General features: G+C 58.2%; 10 protein-coding genes and 2 pseudogenes. 2 read left to right on the top strand and 10 right to left on the bottom strand.

Annotated features, from left to right (window positions below; all coding sequences use genetic code 11):
- Positions 1-228 precede the first annotated feature (228 nt).
- From istB to QMZ05_RS30960, 6 genes and pseudogenes are all read right to left on the bottom strand, one after another.
- A pseudogene (gene istB, locus QMZ05_RS30985) lies at positions 229-940 on the bottom strand (IS21-like element helper ATPase IstB).
- Positions 940-1,584, bottom strand: a pseudogene (locus QMZ05_RS30980) (IS21 family transposase); the annotation flags it as partial. The pseudogenes QMZ05_RS30980 and istB, both read right to left, overlap by 1 nt.
- 666 nt (positions 1,585-2,250) lie before the next feature.
- On the bottom strand, positions 2,251-3,723 hold the full coding sequence (locus QMZ05_RS30975) for an NAD-dependent succinate-semialdehyde dehydrogenase (RefSeq protein WP_353704204.1): 1,473 nt from the start codon (positions 3,721-3,723) through the stop codon (positions 2,251-2,253).
- A gap of 17 nt (positions 3,724-3,740) precedes the next feature.
- Positions 3,741-4,964 carry an iron-containing alcohol dehydrogenase gene (locus QMZ05_RS30970; protein WP_353704203.1) on the bottom strand — a complete coding sequence of 408 codons (1,224 nt, stop codon included), beginning with the start codon at positions 4,962-4,964 and terminating at the stop codon, positions 3,741-3,743.
- A gap of 14 nt (positions 4,965-4,978) precedes the next feature.
- A complete protein-coding gene (locus QMZ05_RS30965) occupies positions 4,979-6,001 on the bottom strand; it encodes an Ldh family oxidoreductase (RefSeq protein WP_353704202.1) in 1,023 nt (340 codons plus the stop codon).
- A gap of 56 nt (positions 6,002-6,057) precedes the next feature.
- The gene (locus QMZ05_RS30960; protein WP_353704201.1) at positions 6,058-6,777 is read right to left on the bottom strand and encodes a GntR family transcriptional regulator; all 720 of its coding nucleotides are present in this window, start codon (positions 6,775-6,777) and stop codon (positions 6,058-6,060) included.
- A 207-nt stretch (positions 6,778-6,984) separates the two neighbouring features.
- On the opposite strand from QMZ05_RS30960, the gene QMZ05_RS30955 reads away from it, so the two are divergent.
- A complete protein-coding gene (locus tag QMZ05_RS30955) occupies positions 6,985-7,173 on the top strand; it encodes a hypothetical protein (RefSeq protein WP_353704200.1) in 189 nt (62 codons plus the stop codon).
- A gap of 230 nt (positions 7,174-7,403) precedes the next feature.
- On the opposite strand, the gene QMZ05_RS30950 is transcribed toward QMZ05_RS30955, so the two are convergent.
- Positions 7,404-8,423, bottom strand: a complete 1,020-nt coding sequence (locus QMZ05_RS30950) for a pyridoxal-phosphate dependent enzyme (RefSeq protein WP_353704199.1) — start codon at positions 8,421-8,423, stop codon at positions 7,404-7,406.
- A 1,440-nt stretch (positions 8,424-9,863) separates the two neighbouring features.
- On the opposite strand from QMZ05_RS30950, the gene QMZ05_RS30945 reads away from it, so the two are divergent.
- A complete protein-coding gene (locus QMZ05_RS30945) occupies positions 9,864-10,526 on the top strand; it encodes a group II intron maturase-specific domain-containing protein (protein ID WP_353704198.1) in 663 nt (220 codons plus the stop codon).
- 359 nt (positions 10,527-10,885) lie between these two features.
- Here QMZ05_RS30945 and QMZ05_RS30940 read toward each other — a convergent pair whose 3' ends face one another.
- The 3 genes from QMZ05_RS30940 to QMZ05_RS30930 all read right to left on the bottom strand — a co-directional run.
- Positions 10,886-12,586, bottom strand: coding sequence for a thiamine pyrophosphate-binding protein (locus QMZ05_RS30940; RefSeq protein ID WP_353704197.1), 1,701 nt, complete (start codon positions 12,584-12,586; stop codon positions 10,886-10,888).
- Positions 12,587-13,396: 810 nt separating this feature from the next.
- Entirely contained in the window at positions 13,397-14,473 is a 1,077-nt protein-coding gene (locus QMZ05_RS30935; protein ID WP_353704196.1) for an extracellular solute-binding protein, read from the bottom strand.
- A gap of 344 nt (positions 14,474-14,817) precedes the next feature.
- Positions 14,818-14,882 (bottom strand): FAD-linked oxidase C-terminal domain-containing protein (locus QMZ05_RS30930; protein WP_353704214.1); only part of this gene is annotated, 65 nt, incomplete at its 5' end.

Below are 14,882 nucleotides of genomic sequence, written 5' to 3'. Positions count from 1 at the left end.
CACATCCGGTCCGACGCCTCCCACAACGCTGTCAAGGGCATCCTTGATCGTCGCGCCGTATCGGCGCCGCCGGCCCGATTCGGTGACGTTGCCCCAGTCATTGGCAGGAACTTGTTCAGTAACATTCATGATGAGGCAATGCGCCCCGTGGCACAGCGGTAACGCGCACAGGCGCGGAGCTCTGACGTTGCGTAGAGCCTGTGCGCGCGGGTTGTTGGGTGGTCGGCTTTAACTTTGAGAGCGGCTCTTGAAGCGCCAGGACTCGGTCTCGATGATCTCACAATGTCGGGTGAGACGGTCGAGGAGCGCGGTGGTCATTTTGGCATTGCCCATACGGCGGGCCATTTGCCAAAGGCGAGATTGGTGGTGACTATGATGAATGTGCGCTCGTAGAGGCGGCTGACGAGATGGAAGAGCAGTTGGTCGCCGGCCTCGGCGAAGGGCAGATAGCCGAGCTCGTCGAGGACGACGAAGTCGAGCCGGGTGAGATAGTCGGCCAGCCGGCCCTGCCTACCGTTGCGGTGCTCGGTCTCCAGTCGGTCAACGAGATCGACGACGTTGTAGAAGCGGCCGCGTAAGCCGTTGCGGATCAGGGATCGGGCAATGGCGATGGCTAGAAGCGACTTGCCGGTGCCGGTGCCGCCGCTTAGCACGGCGTTGCGCTGGTCAGCGACGAAGGTGCCTCCGGCGAGCCTCGCGGACCAGGGCTTCATTGACTGGCGTGTCGTGAAATCGAACTCCTCGAGGTCCTTGGCCAAGGGCAGCTTGGCGACGGTCATCTGGTATTTGATGGAGCGGGCCTGCTTCTCAGCAGGTCGCCGACGATCCGCGGCGGCTCGTACTGGCGCTTGATGCCGGTTGCCATTACCTCGTCATAGGCATTTCGCATGCCGTAGAGCTTGAGGCTTCCCATCGGTTCCAGAACCAGTGTGTGTTCCATCAGCTTGCCCTCCTCAAGGCGTCGTAGCGGGCGCAGTCGGCCTGCGGATCGTGCTGCAGGCGAAGGGCGTCCGGAGTAAGTACGGGCATGGCCGGAGCAGGATCGCGCCGGCGGGCGAGGATGTTGAGGATAATGGCCGAGGAGCAGATATTGTCCTCGAGCGCTTCCTGGCAGGCCGCTTCGACCGCCTCCAGCCCGTCAGCAAGCACAGCGGTGAGGACCGCAATCATCTGCCGGTCGCCGTCGTCGAGCGCCTTGAGCCGGCGACGCACCTTCTCCATGGCCGACGGCAGCACCCAGTCGCGAACCGCGCACCATTGCGCAACGCCACGTGCTTGCGCGCCAGGACCGGGACATAGTGCCATGGGTCGTAGATCGTCTCGCCACGGCCGAAGGAGCGCGCATGTTCGCCGACCACGACGCCTTCCTGACGGATAACGATGCGATCGGGATAGGCGCGGATCTCGACGGGCCGTCCGACGGCCGTCGACAGGACGGAATACTTGTGGTTGTTGAACCGCACGAGGCAGGTCTTCGACGCCGAGGCGGTCATGGAAGCCATCGAAGGGACCGCGGTAGTCGACGAGCTGTCGCCGTCCCTCCTCGAACACCTCCCAGATCGTGCGCTCGGGTTGCTCGAGGTGACGACTGTCACGCCTTTTAGCAGGACGATCTCGTGGCTCCAGTCGAACTGGTAGGCGTCACCCGCGGGAAGAACAGCGGCACATAAGCTTCGGCGATGTCGTGCCTTGAGCCGTGGTCAAGCTCCTGGCGTAGCGCCGCATGGCGTCATCGCCTGCCCCTGAACATGAAACGCACGCCGAACCCGAGCTATCGTATCCACCGACTTCATCCCCGCACCATCCGCTCGCCGAAACCGGCGGATGGTCGCAAATCATCTTCAAAACTGGCGCAAACGATACCCCAGGGGGTCACCTCCGATGCGACGACGGAACCAGGACTGGCGATGCGACGGAACCCTGAAAATGAAATTGCAGGGTTCGGATGCTCGAAGCGTCAAAACCCTGCAATCGAAAAACAGTCCACAACGACAAATGCGGTTCTAGCTCTATCGCTTAGCCGCCCTTCAACGGACGACGACGGAAGTGCGCAACGTGCAGATCTTCATCGGAGTACTTGGCGACCTCGAACGACACCTATGCCGAAGCCAATTTCAGCCGTTGCAGCGGGCTCTTGCACAAGCCTACTCCACCAGAAGCCGAATCGGACAAAAGCAGCGAAGCGGAAATTTTCACATGTCGCTGCGAATTTGCCGGTCACTGGATGGCGGGGTCCCCCTCCCAAGTGGCTTACCAGGCTGTTGCGATGTATTTCGCTTCTGTAAATTCAAGCAGGCCGTGGTGACCGCCTTCGCGCCCCAAGCCACTCTGCTTCACGCCACCGAAGGGGGCTGCCGCGTCCGAGACAAGACCGCGATTCAACGCAATCATCCCGCTCTCGATCTGCTCCGAGACTCGCAGACCCCGAGCAAGATCTTTAGTGTAGATATATGCGACAAGCCCATACTCGGTCTGGTTGGCAAGCGCCACCCCGTCTTCCTCGTTGTCGAATGCTACGATGGGAGCGACGGGACCGAATATCTCCTCATTCAGGATATCTGCACCGGCCGGCACATCGACCAGAACCGTAGCGTCGTAAAAGAAGCCCTTCCCGCCGCTCGCAGTTCCACCGGTCACGATCCGAGCGCCTCGAGCGACGGCATTGTCCACGAGTGAGGCAACCTTGTTTCGACTGCTTGCATTGATCAGCGGACCCAGCCGCGTTGACGGATCATAGCCGACCCCCACCTTAATCGCCTTCATACGTTCGGCGAGCTTGGCCGAAAAGGCCTCCAGCACGCCGCGCTGCACATAAAAGCGGTTGGCTGCAGTACAGGCTTCACCGCCGTTGCGCATCTTTGCGATCATGGCTCCATCGATCGCAGCATCGATGTCGGCATCATCAAAGACGAGGAAAGGAGCATTTCCTCCCAGCTCCATCGAGCAACTGATAATCTGGTCGGCGGCTTCGCGGAGCAGAATACGGCCCACCTCCGTCGAGCCCGTGAACGACAGTTTTCGTACTCGTGGGTCGTGCAACATTGCACTGATCACAGGACCCGACTTATTCGTCGTGATGACGTTCACGACGCCCGCAGGGACGCCGGCTTCTGTCAAAATCTCGGCAATTGCATAAGCTGTCAGGGGCGTTTCGGTCGCAGGTTTGAGAATGCATGTGCAACCCGCAGCAAGAGCAGGCCCTATCTTTCGAGTCGCCATTGCCGCGGGAAAATTCCACGGCGTAATAAGCAGAGCAATGCCGACAGGCTGATATTGTACGATGATGCGATTATTGCCGCTCGGCGAGGTCGAGATCTCGCCGTTTAGACGCACACCTTCTTCCGCGTACCAACGGAAGAATTCCGCGGCATAAGTGACCTCACCACGCGCATCTGGCAACGCCTTGCCGTTCTCGCGCGAAATCAATTCGGCCAGCCATTCTGATCTCTCAGTCATAATCTGGTGCGCTCGCATCAGGATATCAGCGCGCCTGCGGGGCGCTGTACCCGCCCAGATTTTGGCGGCACCAGCCGCCGCATCAATTGCAGCGGTTCCATCTTCCACCGTGGCGTTTGCGACGGAGGTAATCACATCTTCAGTCGATGGGTCATAGACATCGACACGCATCCCGGACGTCGATGGGCGCCATTCTCCGCGGATGAAAAGATCGTTGCGGACGTCTTTGAAATTGCTCCTCGCCAGAGCATGACCATACTTGGACATTCTTAAACCCTTCCAGATTAATTCGGGCGGAGCGTCTTACGATCGCCAGTATAGGACGCTTTTGCGATTGTCAGCAACGCGCTCAGATCGAGCGGACGCGGATTGTTGTTAATCAGACGCCCCGACAGCAAAGATTGCTCTGCGACCCACTGCAGCTGATCTTCGTTGACGCCAAGATCCGCTATCGTGGCCGGGATACCGATCTCGGCGAAGAGGTTCGCAACGAGATCAATCGCACGATCTGCGAGCTCCCTTTCGTTACTCCCCGTGGCGCCGAAGAGTTTTGCAATCTCCACATACTCCGGTGTCGAGACAGGTCGATTGTATTCCATCACGTACGGCATCAAGGTAGCTACACCGAGGCCGTGTGCGGTCTTTGTCAGCGCGCCAATCGGGTATTGAATAGCGTGCGCTGCGGCCGTTCCGGCAACTCCAAATGCCAATCCCGCAGCGAGCGCTCCATACATAACTTGCTCGCGGGCTTCCGCGTCATGGCCGTTAGACACCGCCCTGGCGAGAGTTCCTGCCAATGCGGCAATGGCAAGCCTTGCTTGTGTATCGCTTTGCGCGTTTTTCCCGATGAACACCTGTCTCAGAGGCAATTCCGGGATGAATGGACGCTTTATCGCCGTGAACGCTTCGATAGCATGGGTCATTGCGTCTGCGCCGGCGACAGCAGTTAGCTTCGGCGGGCAGGTAATCGTCAGCTCTGGGTCGCAGATGGCGACTTCCGGCAAAAGATGGGGGCTAGAAATGCCAACCTTGGTCCTGCGTGCCGGATCAGCAAGAACAGCGACTGGAGTAACCTCCGATCCTGTCCCAGCGGTTGTCGGCACTGCTATCACTGGCAAGATGGGAGTCGGAACTTTGAACTCACCATAGAATTGCGAGAGGTCGTCCCCGTGCGTCAGGCTGAGGGAGACCAGCTTGGCGATGTCGAGACAACTTCCTCCTCCAAGGCCAATGATAATGTGCGGATCAAACTTCCTGGCCTGTTCCGCAGCTTCCCGAATGCATTCCAGCGGCAGCTCGGCGACGGTCCCATCGTAAACTTCCGTTTCTATTCCAGAAGCCCGCACTGCTTCGACAATCTCACCCAGCTTCGGGTCCTGCTTGAGGCGCTCGTCACTACATAGAAAAGTGCGCCGACCAAATGCAGCGACGATCTCCGGGATTGAGTGTCGTTGGCCACTTCCGAAGTAAATCGCTCTGGGACTTCGAATTGTTCCGTGAAATGCCATGATAGAGAGTCTTCTCAATGTTGATGCGTTGCGACGGCGAGATTACACAGTCGGTCCCAAAGCTCTTGCGGGAGGAGCACGCCGCCGGCGAGCTTCTGTTGTCGGGTCTCGCGCGCGCGATCACCCGGAACCGCCACCTTGTCTCCTGACGATCGAACGGCATCGAGATATTGGGAAATACGCGCTGCCAGATCCTTGCCGATCGCAAGATCGATGACGACGAACAGATCTCCCTTATTGCAGACAGTGGTGGAGTCCAGCGTCCCCGTCACGTCACGTCCAATCGCCGAGTTAGTCAGCGAAACGATCAAGATTTCAATGGCCAGGCCGAGAGCATAGCCCTTGGCATCTCCGAATGGCGCGATTGCGCCCGACTTGGCAGCCACAGCATCCGTCGTGGGGTCGCCATTCGCGTCGACTGCCCAACCTTCGGGAATCGGCTGGTCGCGTTGCGCATAGTCGAGTATCTGCCCCATCGAAACGAGGCTGGTCGCCATATCAAGGACGAAGGGTTCCCGCGCGGTCGGAACGCCGATCGCAATGGGGTTTGTCCCGAGAATTGCACTACGTCCGCCCCACGCATGAACAAGCGCTTCGCTTGTCGAAAGACCAAGGAAAACCTGACCTCGAGACGCGATCCGGTCTGCATACCACGCTAGCATTCCCAAATGATTATTGTTCCGTATGGCAACAACTGCAACGCCCGTCTCCTTGGCGCGCCGCGCCGCCTCGTTGAGAGCCTTCATGGCTACAACAGGGCCCAGTCCCATTTCACCATCTACATCGAGCAGGGAACTGCTGCGCCATTCGTGGACGCCGGTCGCAGTACCACTCGCGACGCCATTGTTGATGCGTTCAACGAGCCGTGGAAGCCTTAGTAGCCCATGGGAGGGATGCCCCCTAAGCTCCGCCTCAAGAAGAAGATCAACTTGAAGAGCTGCGTTTTTGCCAGGAACGCCAACGCGCTGAAGAGCTAGTTCAGCTGACGTCCGGATTACTTCTACTTTGAGAAGCGCTTCTGCTTTAGAGCAAATCATATATCGTATCCTATATGATAATTATTGGCGGCCGTGTCAACAGCGGCTCTCAGCGCTTACATATTGGGACCCAGGTCCGCGAACGTAACCATGAAACGCTCGCGCGAAAGCTCGATATGGCGTTTCATCGCACGCCGCGCCTTTTCGCTGTCGCGTTCAACAAATGCCGCTCCCAATGCCTCATGCTCACGGATGGCACACGAAGTTACTTTGGCGTGAAAGTGCAGTCGAAAGAGATGTAGGTGGATATGCAGCCTGGACAGCGCTTCGTAGATAAGGCTGTTGCCGCAGAGTTTGAGGATTCGATCATGGAATTCTGCATCGAGCATAGCAAAGCGGCTGTAGGATCCACGAGCATCGTTTGCTCCAGATCCGTTCATTCGACGCGTGAGATCGGCGAGAGCCTTGATTTCAGCATCGGAAATTCGCGCCGCAGTTCGAGCTGCGGCCTCGGGTTCGAGCAAGAGCCGCAGGTCGTAAAGCTCGTTGAACCGCACGGCATCTATCTGAGGCGCGGCGCTGTAACCGACGTTGTGAGTCTTGACGACCAGCCCCTGCTCTTCGAGACGGCTGAGCGCTTCTCGGATGGGAGTTTGCGAGACACCCATTTCACGTGCCAAAGTGTCTATATTGATCCGAGAACTTGGCGCGATCCGGAGGGACATAAGCTCAGCAAGGATATGCTCATAAACAGTCTCTCCCAATCCCGCCGGCCGCTTCAAACGCCTCGGCACGAGACCTCTCGTTACGTTCTGACGCTTCAGCGCTTCAGTCATCCATTCTCCGTACTTCATGGATCAAAGCTAATGGAAAGAATCGCTCCGCGGAATCGAAAGAAATCGTATCGTACTACCTATCTGACTTAAAGAGGATGGCGAGCTTGCCCAAAAGCGCATTCTAATTCCGTACTTTATCAAACCTGCCTTGAGGGCAACGTACCGACCACATCTCTGCCACTCGTGACGGTGGAGGATGGAGTAGTTTTGGCGCTCTCCTTCATGTGTCCGGCTGAAGGGCCGGCTCACGCCGAACGGATCGCCCACCTTTTCGCTGAGGTGGTCCACGCACAACAGACGGCATTGCTGATCGATCATCTCAGTAATCCGGTGGCGCGTGAGGCCGAACGCCTCTCCGATGGACGGGAGCCGCTGAGGGACGGTGAAGCCGTCTGATGGCACCGCCGTCGAGCCCACACTCTCGGTCGCAACGGAACGAGCGCCCGCGCGACCGGTCGAGGAATGGCGCCCATCATTCCTCACCCTGCCATGCAAACGTGCCAGAACGCCGAACCCGAAGAAGACGCGCGCGAGACTGCTTACCGTGAAGATTGGGCATTGCCCGAAATGAGCTGTCATAGTCGATGGTGCCGACACCCTCTTCTGGGGCTTGACTGCATCGATCATCACACAGGATTTTTCGGCAAAGGCCACAGCGGCGTAGCCTGCACGGCTTGCACCAGAACTTGAGGCTCAATATTTGAGCCGCTGACAACGAGCGCGATCTTCTTGCCCGACCATTGATGGCGATCCTTCCAGGCCGCAGCGAGTGTGGCAGCGCCAGAAGGTTCAGCGAGAATGTGTCCGGCAATTGCAAGACTGTGAATCGCAGACAACATTTCGTTCTCTTCGACGAGCACAAAACGGTCGACGAATGCCTTCATGCCATTTAGAGCGGACGGCGTAGGCTTGCGTGTTGCGAGGCCATCGGCGATCGTCTTGACTGGATAATCGACAGCAGCCCCGCTTCTGTGGCTATAGGCATAGGCGGGCGCGCCAAGCGCCTGAACGCCAATTATTTCTACGTAAGGACAGATCGCCTTTAAAGCTGAGCCTGCTCCGTTGATCAGGGCAGCATCGCCGACAGGCAAAAAGACGGCATCAATACTCTCTAGTGCATCAGCGATTTCCAACCCAACCGTTCCCGCCCCCTCAGCGAGGTTGATGCAGTCGCCATCATCTACGAAGTAACAGTCGTTGTCCAAGGCGTAGCGCTGAGCTTCAAGTTTGACGCTATAGCTGTCACCGGGAACCAACCGAATCTCTGCGCCAAGCGCGTAAATCGTTGCTCGCTTAATTGCATTTGCAGTCGACGGCAGGAATACTGTTACTGCTAAACCGAGAATGCGCCCAGCGTACGCAACGCCTTGTCCATGGTTACCGCTCGAGGAGGTTACAATCCGGCGGCGTGTCTTGCCTGACGTCGCTCGAAGCAAATCGACTAGGGCGCCACGCAGCTTGAAGCAGCCGATTGGCGAGACCGTCTCATTCTTGAGCCACACCTCGGCACCGAATGCCTCTGACAAAAGGACAGACTGGACAAGGGGCGTTTCAGGTTGAAACGGCCGGATTTCGGACAGCGCGCGTCGCACGCCGTCGATCGTCGGAAGCGGTATCGTAGCGGGCTCGGTTGCTAAAAGTGTCATTCCTGAATCCTTCAAATCATACCGCTCCAGAGATCCGAGACCCAGCCGCCTTGGAGCGGGGTAGAAATCTCCGGAGACACTCGACAGCACTTTGTGCTCGCGGCTCCAGCCGCTAAACCCACGGGACCAGCGAGCCGATCAAGAAATCTACCCAAGCTAGCCATCGAGCCTCCGGCAATTCGAAGGCACATGGCCAAACCACCGCTTAAGGACCCCGCCTCGGAAGTTCAGTTCTACCTTGTTCTCGAGCGGTTTGGCCGACTTGCTCATGTTGCACTCGAAGATCTCGAGCGCGTCTTGCCTGTGGTCGTGCTCTTCTATCGCGAAAAGCCTCTGCTCCGTTCCCGTCAGCCACTCGCATCCCTTTTGCTTCGCTGCGGAATGCTTCCGGCACCGAATCCCATCGCAGGCGAGCAAAAAAAGACGCGAGTTCTTCGGTTAAGGGAGTTTCTGATTCCATCAGGACAACCTCTATTCTCCCGCGCAGCGCTATCTCTTGGATTATTGTAACGATATTTTCGTATGAATTAATGGGATCACCAGCGCTTTGAGGACCGAATCCTGCGTCGCGCGTTCTTTTTTGCCGAACTCACACGCCGCCAACTTTCCTGAGCACGTGACGGCATTCGCTTGACTCATCAAGCGCTCCTTCGTCTTGCCATGTCAATCGCCCGGTCCGGGCTTCAGATTACATTGTCGATAGGTATTTGCCCTATGCTAAAGTCCGCAGGACGATCACGTGCATAGCCGGCCTAAGCATTATGGCCTCGACAAGTATCACGCACTGGAGTTACCCAGTCACCGCCGAGCTATCGTACCAACCTCTCGAAATTGCGCTCATCCTAATGCAACCGGAACAGCGAAGCCCAAGCCTCGGTACTCGCGTTCTGCAGCGCGACGATGCCGGTCTCGCCGGTCCATCATTTGCGGCGTCGAGACAGCTACCGCCGCCCGTACCTATCACGATATCTGCACCGGCGGCCTTGCCAATCTCGACGCCTCCTACGATCGGCAACTCGGCAATCATGGGGTCAAGAACCTGATTGTGACGTTGGCATGTTTAAAACGCATGAAATCCGGATCAGCCGCAAGCCTGTCGTCCGTGATGCTCGGCGGCCAAGGGCAGCGGCATAGTTGCTATGAGCTCCACGCTGGCCTGCGCCCCGCATGATCCGGTGGAGGCCTGCGCGCTCCAGCGCTCGCTCCGCAACGCGGCGTCAAGGGAGCACCTACTGATGGCAAAACATAGGACAAACGTCCGCGGGCACGGCATCAAGACCCCAAGGAAGAGCTCATGCACGGACCTCGTTGAAGCCGGATTGAGCGAAGCCGCTGGGCGCTATCGAGATTGCCGCGGAGGCGACGCCAGGAAGCGGCCGCGAGGCGGCCTCGCGAGTCACAGGGAACAGGCGGGAGACGATCGTCCTTGCCGTTGTGGCGATGGCGATCTCCGCCCGCACCGCGTGTTGTGTCGGCAGCGATCAGCCATGGCGGTCCGACGGCGTGGTGTTGATCGAAAGGCGACGGGCCGACCACAATGGCAACCAGAGATGCCTGCGACAGGTCTGGACGGACGGGTGCGATCACGAGCTGTCGTCCCACGCCGGCCGGCTGCGCACGTCACCGTGTCGCCAGACGGTCGTGCGGCCGCCACAGCAGGGGCACCGGCTTGATGATGAAGTCGGAACCGCCTCGGCAGCGTTGGATGAGGGAGGCTTTTGCTTCAGGCCGTTCAACAGGACCCGGGGCACCAGTCTGGAGCAGCCGATCAAGGAGTCGAAGCTATACCTCATCGGATGGCGTGGCTACTTCGGCTTCTGCCAGACCGCACGGGTGCTTACGAACCTGGAGGCGTGGATTCGCCGACGATTATGCTTGTATCTTTGGCGCCAATGGGGAACGAGCACAACCGCTACGAGGAGCTACGCCGTCGTGGCGTGCCAAAGCTTCGTGCCGCGGTTGCCGCCGGTCCGCCGACGGGATTCTTGTGCATGTCAGGACACCCGGCGGTCTAACAGTTCCTGCGCAACCTTGACTTCGACGCACTCGGCCTTCCCCCACTCCATGTCTCTGCCCAAGCTTAATCCGGTCGAACCGCCGTAGTGCGGACCCGTATGCCTGTTGGTGTAAGAGGGGTGGCGCCAGGAGGGCGTCCCCTATCCCGATCAATCCACAAGCGAAATTGCAGGGTTTGGTGGCCTCAACCTCCCAATCCCTGCAATCTCCAATGCCCACCTATCCGAAAACAGACTCCCACTCAACCACTTAGAGCCTTGTTCGCGGACGCCTTCAGAACCACTGTTGCGCCCGACCTGCTCGATCGAGGCGTCCACGGAGACACCGATCCCCCTCATCACATGGCGGCCACCAGCAGTGAATCCGGGCCGGTAGCCTGAGCGAAATCTCGGCCGGTCCGTGCTTGGTCCAGCCGCGATTCTGGTGTTGGTCAACTACTGAGGACGTCAAGCGTGCATATTCTGTTGCTGTGCCGCCGCGCGAATTTGCGACAGCGTCTGCTCTGGCGTGAGCGCCTCTTGATCAACCCGGACTTCGATGACCGTAAGACGGTCGGCGGCTAGCGCTGCGACGAACGCCGGTTCGAACTGCTCAGTGCGCTCTACGACTACTCCGTGAGCTCCGAACGAGCGCGCATAGGCGGCGAAATCGGGATTGGAGAGATCGGTGCCATGGACGCGGGCCGGAAAAGCACGCTCCTGGTACAGCCGGATCGTGCCGTACATGTTGTTATTGATAAGGATGACTACGATCGGCAAGCCGTAGCGTACGGCGGTCGACAGCTCCTGACTGTTCATGAGAAAGTCGCCGTCACCCGTTACGCAAATGACCGGACGACCGGGATCGGCAATTTTGGCCGCGATCGCACCGGGCAGCGCATAGCCCATCGACCCCGAGGTGGGGCAGATCATCGTGCCGAACTGCCTGTACTGGTAATGGCGCCGAGCCCAGGCGCTGAAGTTACCAGCACCATGAGTGATCACGGTCTCCGGCGACAGCACGCGGCGCAGCAAGGCCGCCACGCGTCCCATATCGACCGCGCCTGGGCACGCCGGCAGTTTTAGCGACTCTAGGTAGTCGCAATGCGTGTTGGCAGTCCATTCGCGCCATGCTGGCGCGCCGACGGGCTCAAGCCGTGCCGCCCGCGCCGCGAAGGCGGGCATGCCCGCATGCACCAGCACGTCGGCCTGATAGATCTTGCCCAGTTCCTCTGCGCCCGGATGTACCTGCACGATCGCCTGCTTCGGGCGTGGAATGTCTAGCAGCGTGTAGCTGCCGGACGGAATCTCGCCCATGCGTGCACCGACCAGCAGCAGCAGATCAGACTGACGGATGCGGTCATCCAGTCTCGGCTCCTCGCACACATCCCCGGCGTAGTTGGGCGAGCAATTGTCGAACAGGTCCTGCCGTCGGAAGGAGCACGCGACCGGCAAGTCGTGTGCCACTGCGAACCGACTGATGTCGCGGCAGGCCTGCGCGGACCAGCCGCTGCCGCCTAGGATCATCAGCGGTCGCCGCGCCTTCGTGAGTAGGGCAGCAATCCGCTGCATGTCCTCGTCGCTGGGATGCGGCTGCGGCACCTGATAGGGAATGCCGTCGTCGACGGCCACGACGTCTAACAACATGTCCTCAGGCAGCGCCAGCACCACCGGGCCGCGTCGGCCAGACATCGCGGTGTGATAGGCGCGACTGACGTATTCCGGGATCCGGCTGGCGTCGTCGATCTGGCCAACCCATTTGGCCATCGGACCGAACATGCGGCGATAGTCGATCTCTTGGAACGCCTCGCGCTCGCTGACGGCGCGCGCAACTTGGCCGATGAACAAGATCATCGGTGTCGAATCCTGGAACGCGGTATGCACACCGATGCTGGCATTGGTGGCGCCGGGCCCTCGCGTGACGAATGCGATGCCGGGTTTGCCAGTTGCCTTCGCGTGGGCTTCGGCCATGAACGCGACGCCGCCTTCATGACGACACACGATCAGCTTGAACTCATCTCGCTTGTCATAAAGCGAGTCAAGCACGGCCAAATAGCTTTCGCCGGGAACGCAGAAAGCCGCTTCGGCACCGTGCAAGCGCAGTGTATCGACCAGAACGTCGGCTCCTCTGCGCTTCTTGAGGGCGATAGCGTTAGAATGTGACTGCAAGAGTGCTCCGTGATCTGTTTTTCATTGCTGCTGGGAAATACATTTGTTACCGATGAGACTCTTTGCGCTCGTCAGGTTCTGGACCACGCAGGTACCGCAGGTTTGCCGGTACTTCGCTCCGGATAAGGCTGTCGGAATAGGCGATCGCCCCCTAAGGTCCTATGTCAGGGCCCCGGCCGGCGGAGCATTCTGATAGTAAGCCTTCCTTGTTCCGTAAGCTCGCTACGCGGTCCTTACGTTGATTGCTCCTTAGTGGTTTCCAGTCTAGGAGAGGCTTGATGCCCAAACGCCGCAAAGATGGGCTCGGCAGCGCTGAAATTCTGCAATATCCGCGCATACCTATCTCGACCCGCCAAATTCGCTGAAACCTAGGCAGCTCAGCGCCGGGTGCAATCGCGCTATCTGTTTGCGTCCATCAGCTCCCCCTACTCTACGCTCTTTACGTTACGGGACCTTACTGGTTCGACGATACTGCAGCCTACCAACGCGCTGTGATTTCCGATCGCAACGCTTCGGTTAGTTTGTGCCGAAATTGGGTCTCAGCGCTACGGAAGATATACTCGCGGCGTAAGATGTTTCCGCTGTCTGATTATGACTCACCGGGAACGAGAAGCTGACAAAGGCTGCCAGTCGCATAGAGCGACAAGAGATGAGCCTGCTTGTCGAGCACTTAAAGCGACAAGACGATCATCCGATCGCGCTAGATCTTTTCTATCGCGAGAATCCCCAATGCTCCTTTGCCAATGCAATTTGCGAACCTAGCTAGTCGCTCTCTCGCGCCAGAACTAGCGCCCACGGTCCCACTTTTAGCTACAGCAGAGGAGCTATTTCCCGTTCCCAGCGCTCTATCCAAGCATCGGACTGCTCGGTTAGATGAGACCAGTCCGGCGTGTAGGTGTACCGCTCCATTTCCTCCTCACTAAATACAAAGGGCTTTGCTTCGTCCGATACCTTCGACTTGACGTTGGCGGGGATGCCTCCGACGAGACGATTAAACTCCGCGTTATTTTCTGGGCTAATTACAAAATTCGCGAATTTGAACGCGGCATCTGCATGCCCGCCTTTTAGGACGGACCATCCTTGGTAGAAGAGATACGTCCAGAATCCCGTCGACTTTGGATCCATCTTGATCAGATATCGAATGTTGAATTGGCGCGCCAAATCGACTGCGACGGTACTGCTTTCACAAGTTATGCAGGTTTCGCCGGAGGTGAGGGATTGGATGGTGTCGGCACATGTTCTTGCAACGCAGCCGATGTTCCCGCTGCGGGCCAGCGCTTTTACAAAATCCCATGCGGGCTCCATATTTTTCTCGTCCCCGCCTTTGTGCAGCGCCAGTGATACCAGCTGAAGGCAGGAGTTAGATGTGAGCGCCGGAAAGCATATCTTGCCCTTGAGTCGAGGATCTAAGAGATCATCGAGCCTTGTAATCGGGAAAGGAACGATATCTTCGCGACAGAACCAGAAGAGCGCCGTCAAGGTACGAGGAATGTTTATGATGTTGCCGGCGCTATCCTTGACCAGGAGATTTCGCGGAATGTCCACGATATGCGGAACGTTTTCTGCCGTGACCGGCTCCGCCCAGCCCTCGCGGGCGATCTGTTGAAATGATGCATTGTAACCCGCCACAAGGTCTATACCAGGATGCGGCCATTTAGCCTTGATTTTGGGCACAATGGTGAGGGCGCCGCCGGTAAACAACTCCCAGTTGATGTCCACATCCGACTGCTCAGTAGCGATTTTCTTGATCGACTCAATGTGGTTTCCACCCCATTCGGTCGCGGTGATCACTTTTGTAGGAAGGTGCCCGGTAACGCCTGCTGGCGAGCCGTCAGTAGGAGGCATTTGGTTCTCAGCCACAGAAGAGGTTCGCTTCGTATTTCCCATGGCTGCTTTCCTTCATAGCGCTACGAGTGATTATTGAGTTAGACCATGTAGGGAAATTGGACGCTTAAAGACATCAAGACTCGGGTGAAGACGCAGGAATTCTGCACTCTGAGCGAGCAATCATGGATTTTGAGGCGAATGGCGAATGTTTCTGTTGCGAGGACAGTTGTGCCCGGGGCAATCCATGCCCTGATTGAGACTGGCAGCACCGGCCTATCGGCCTTGAACCGCTCTCGCCGCCCGACTTTTGTCGATGAAGCAGGGCTTCTCAGGGCGCTCATTGGGAGCCGCACTAGACGACGGCCGTTGAACGAGAGCAATTCCGTTCATGGTGGTGAGGGATTCTATACCCTGAATATCTTTCCGGGATTAAGAATGTTGTTAGGGTCGAGAGCCTGTTTTACGCGTT

The sequence above is a fragment of the Bradyrhizobium sp. INPA03-11B genome (assembly GCF_040446015.1).
Lineage (GTDB): Bacteria > Pseudomonadota > Alphaproteobacteria > Rhizobiales > Xanthobacteraceae > Bradyrhizobium > Bradyrhizobium macuxiense_A.
Note: the sequence above shows the minus strand (reverse complement) of the source record. Positions and strands in the feature narration are given on the sequence as shown.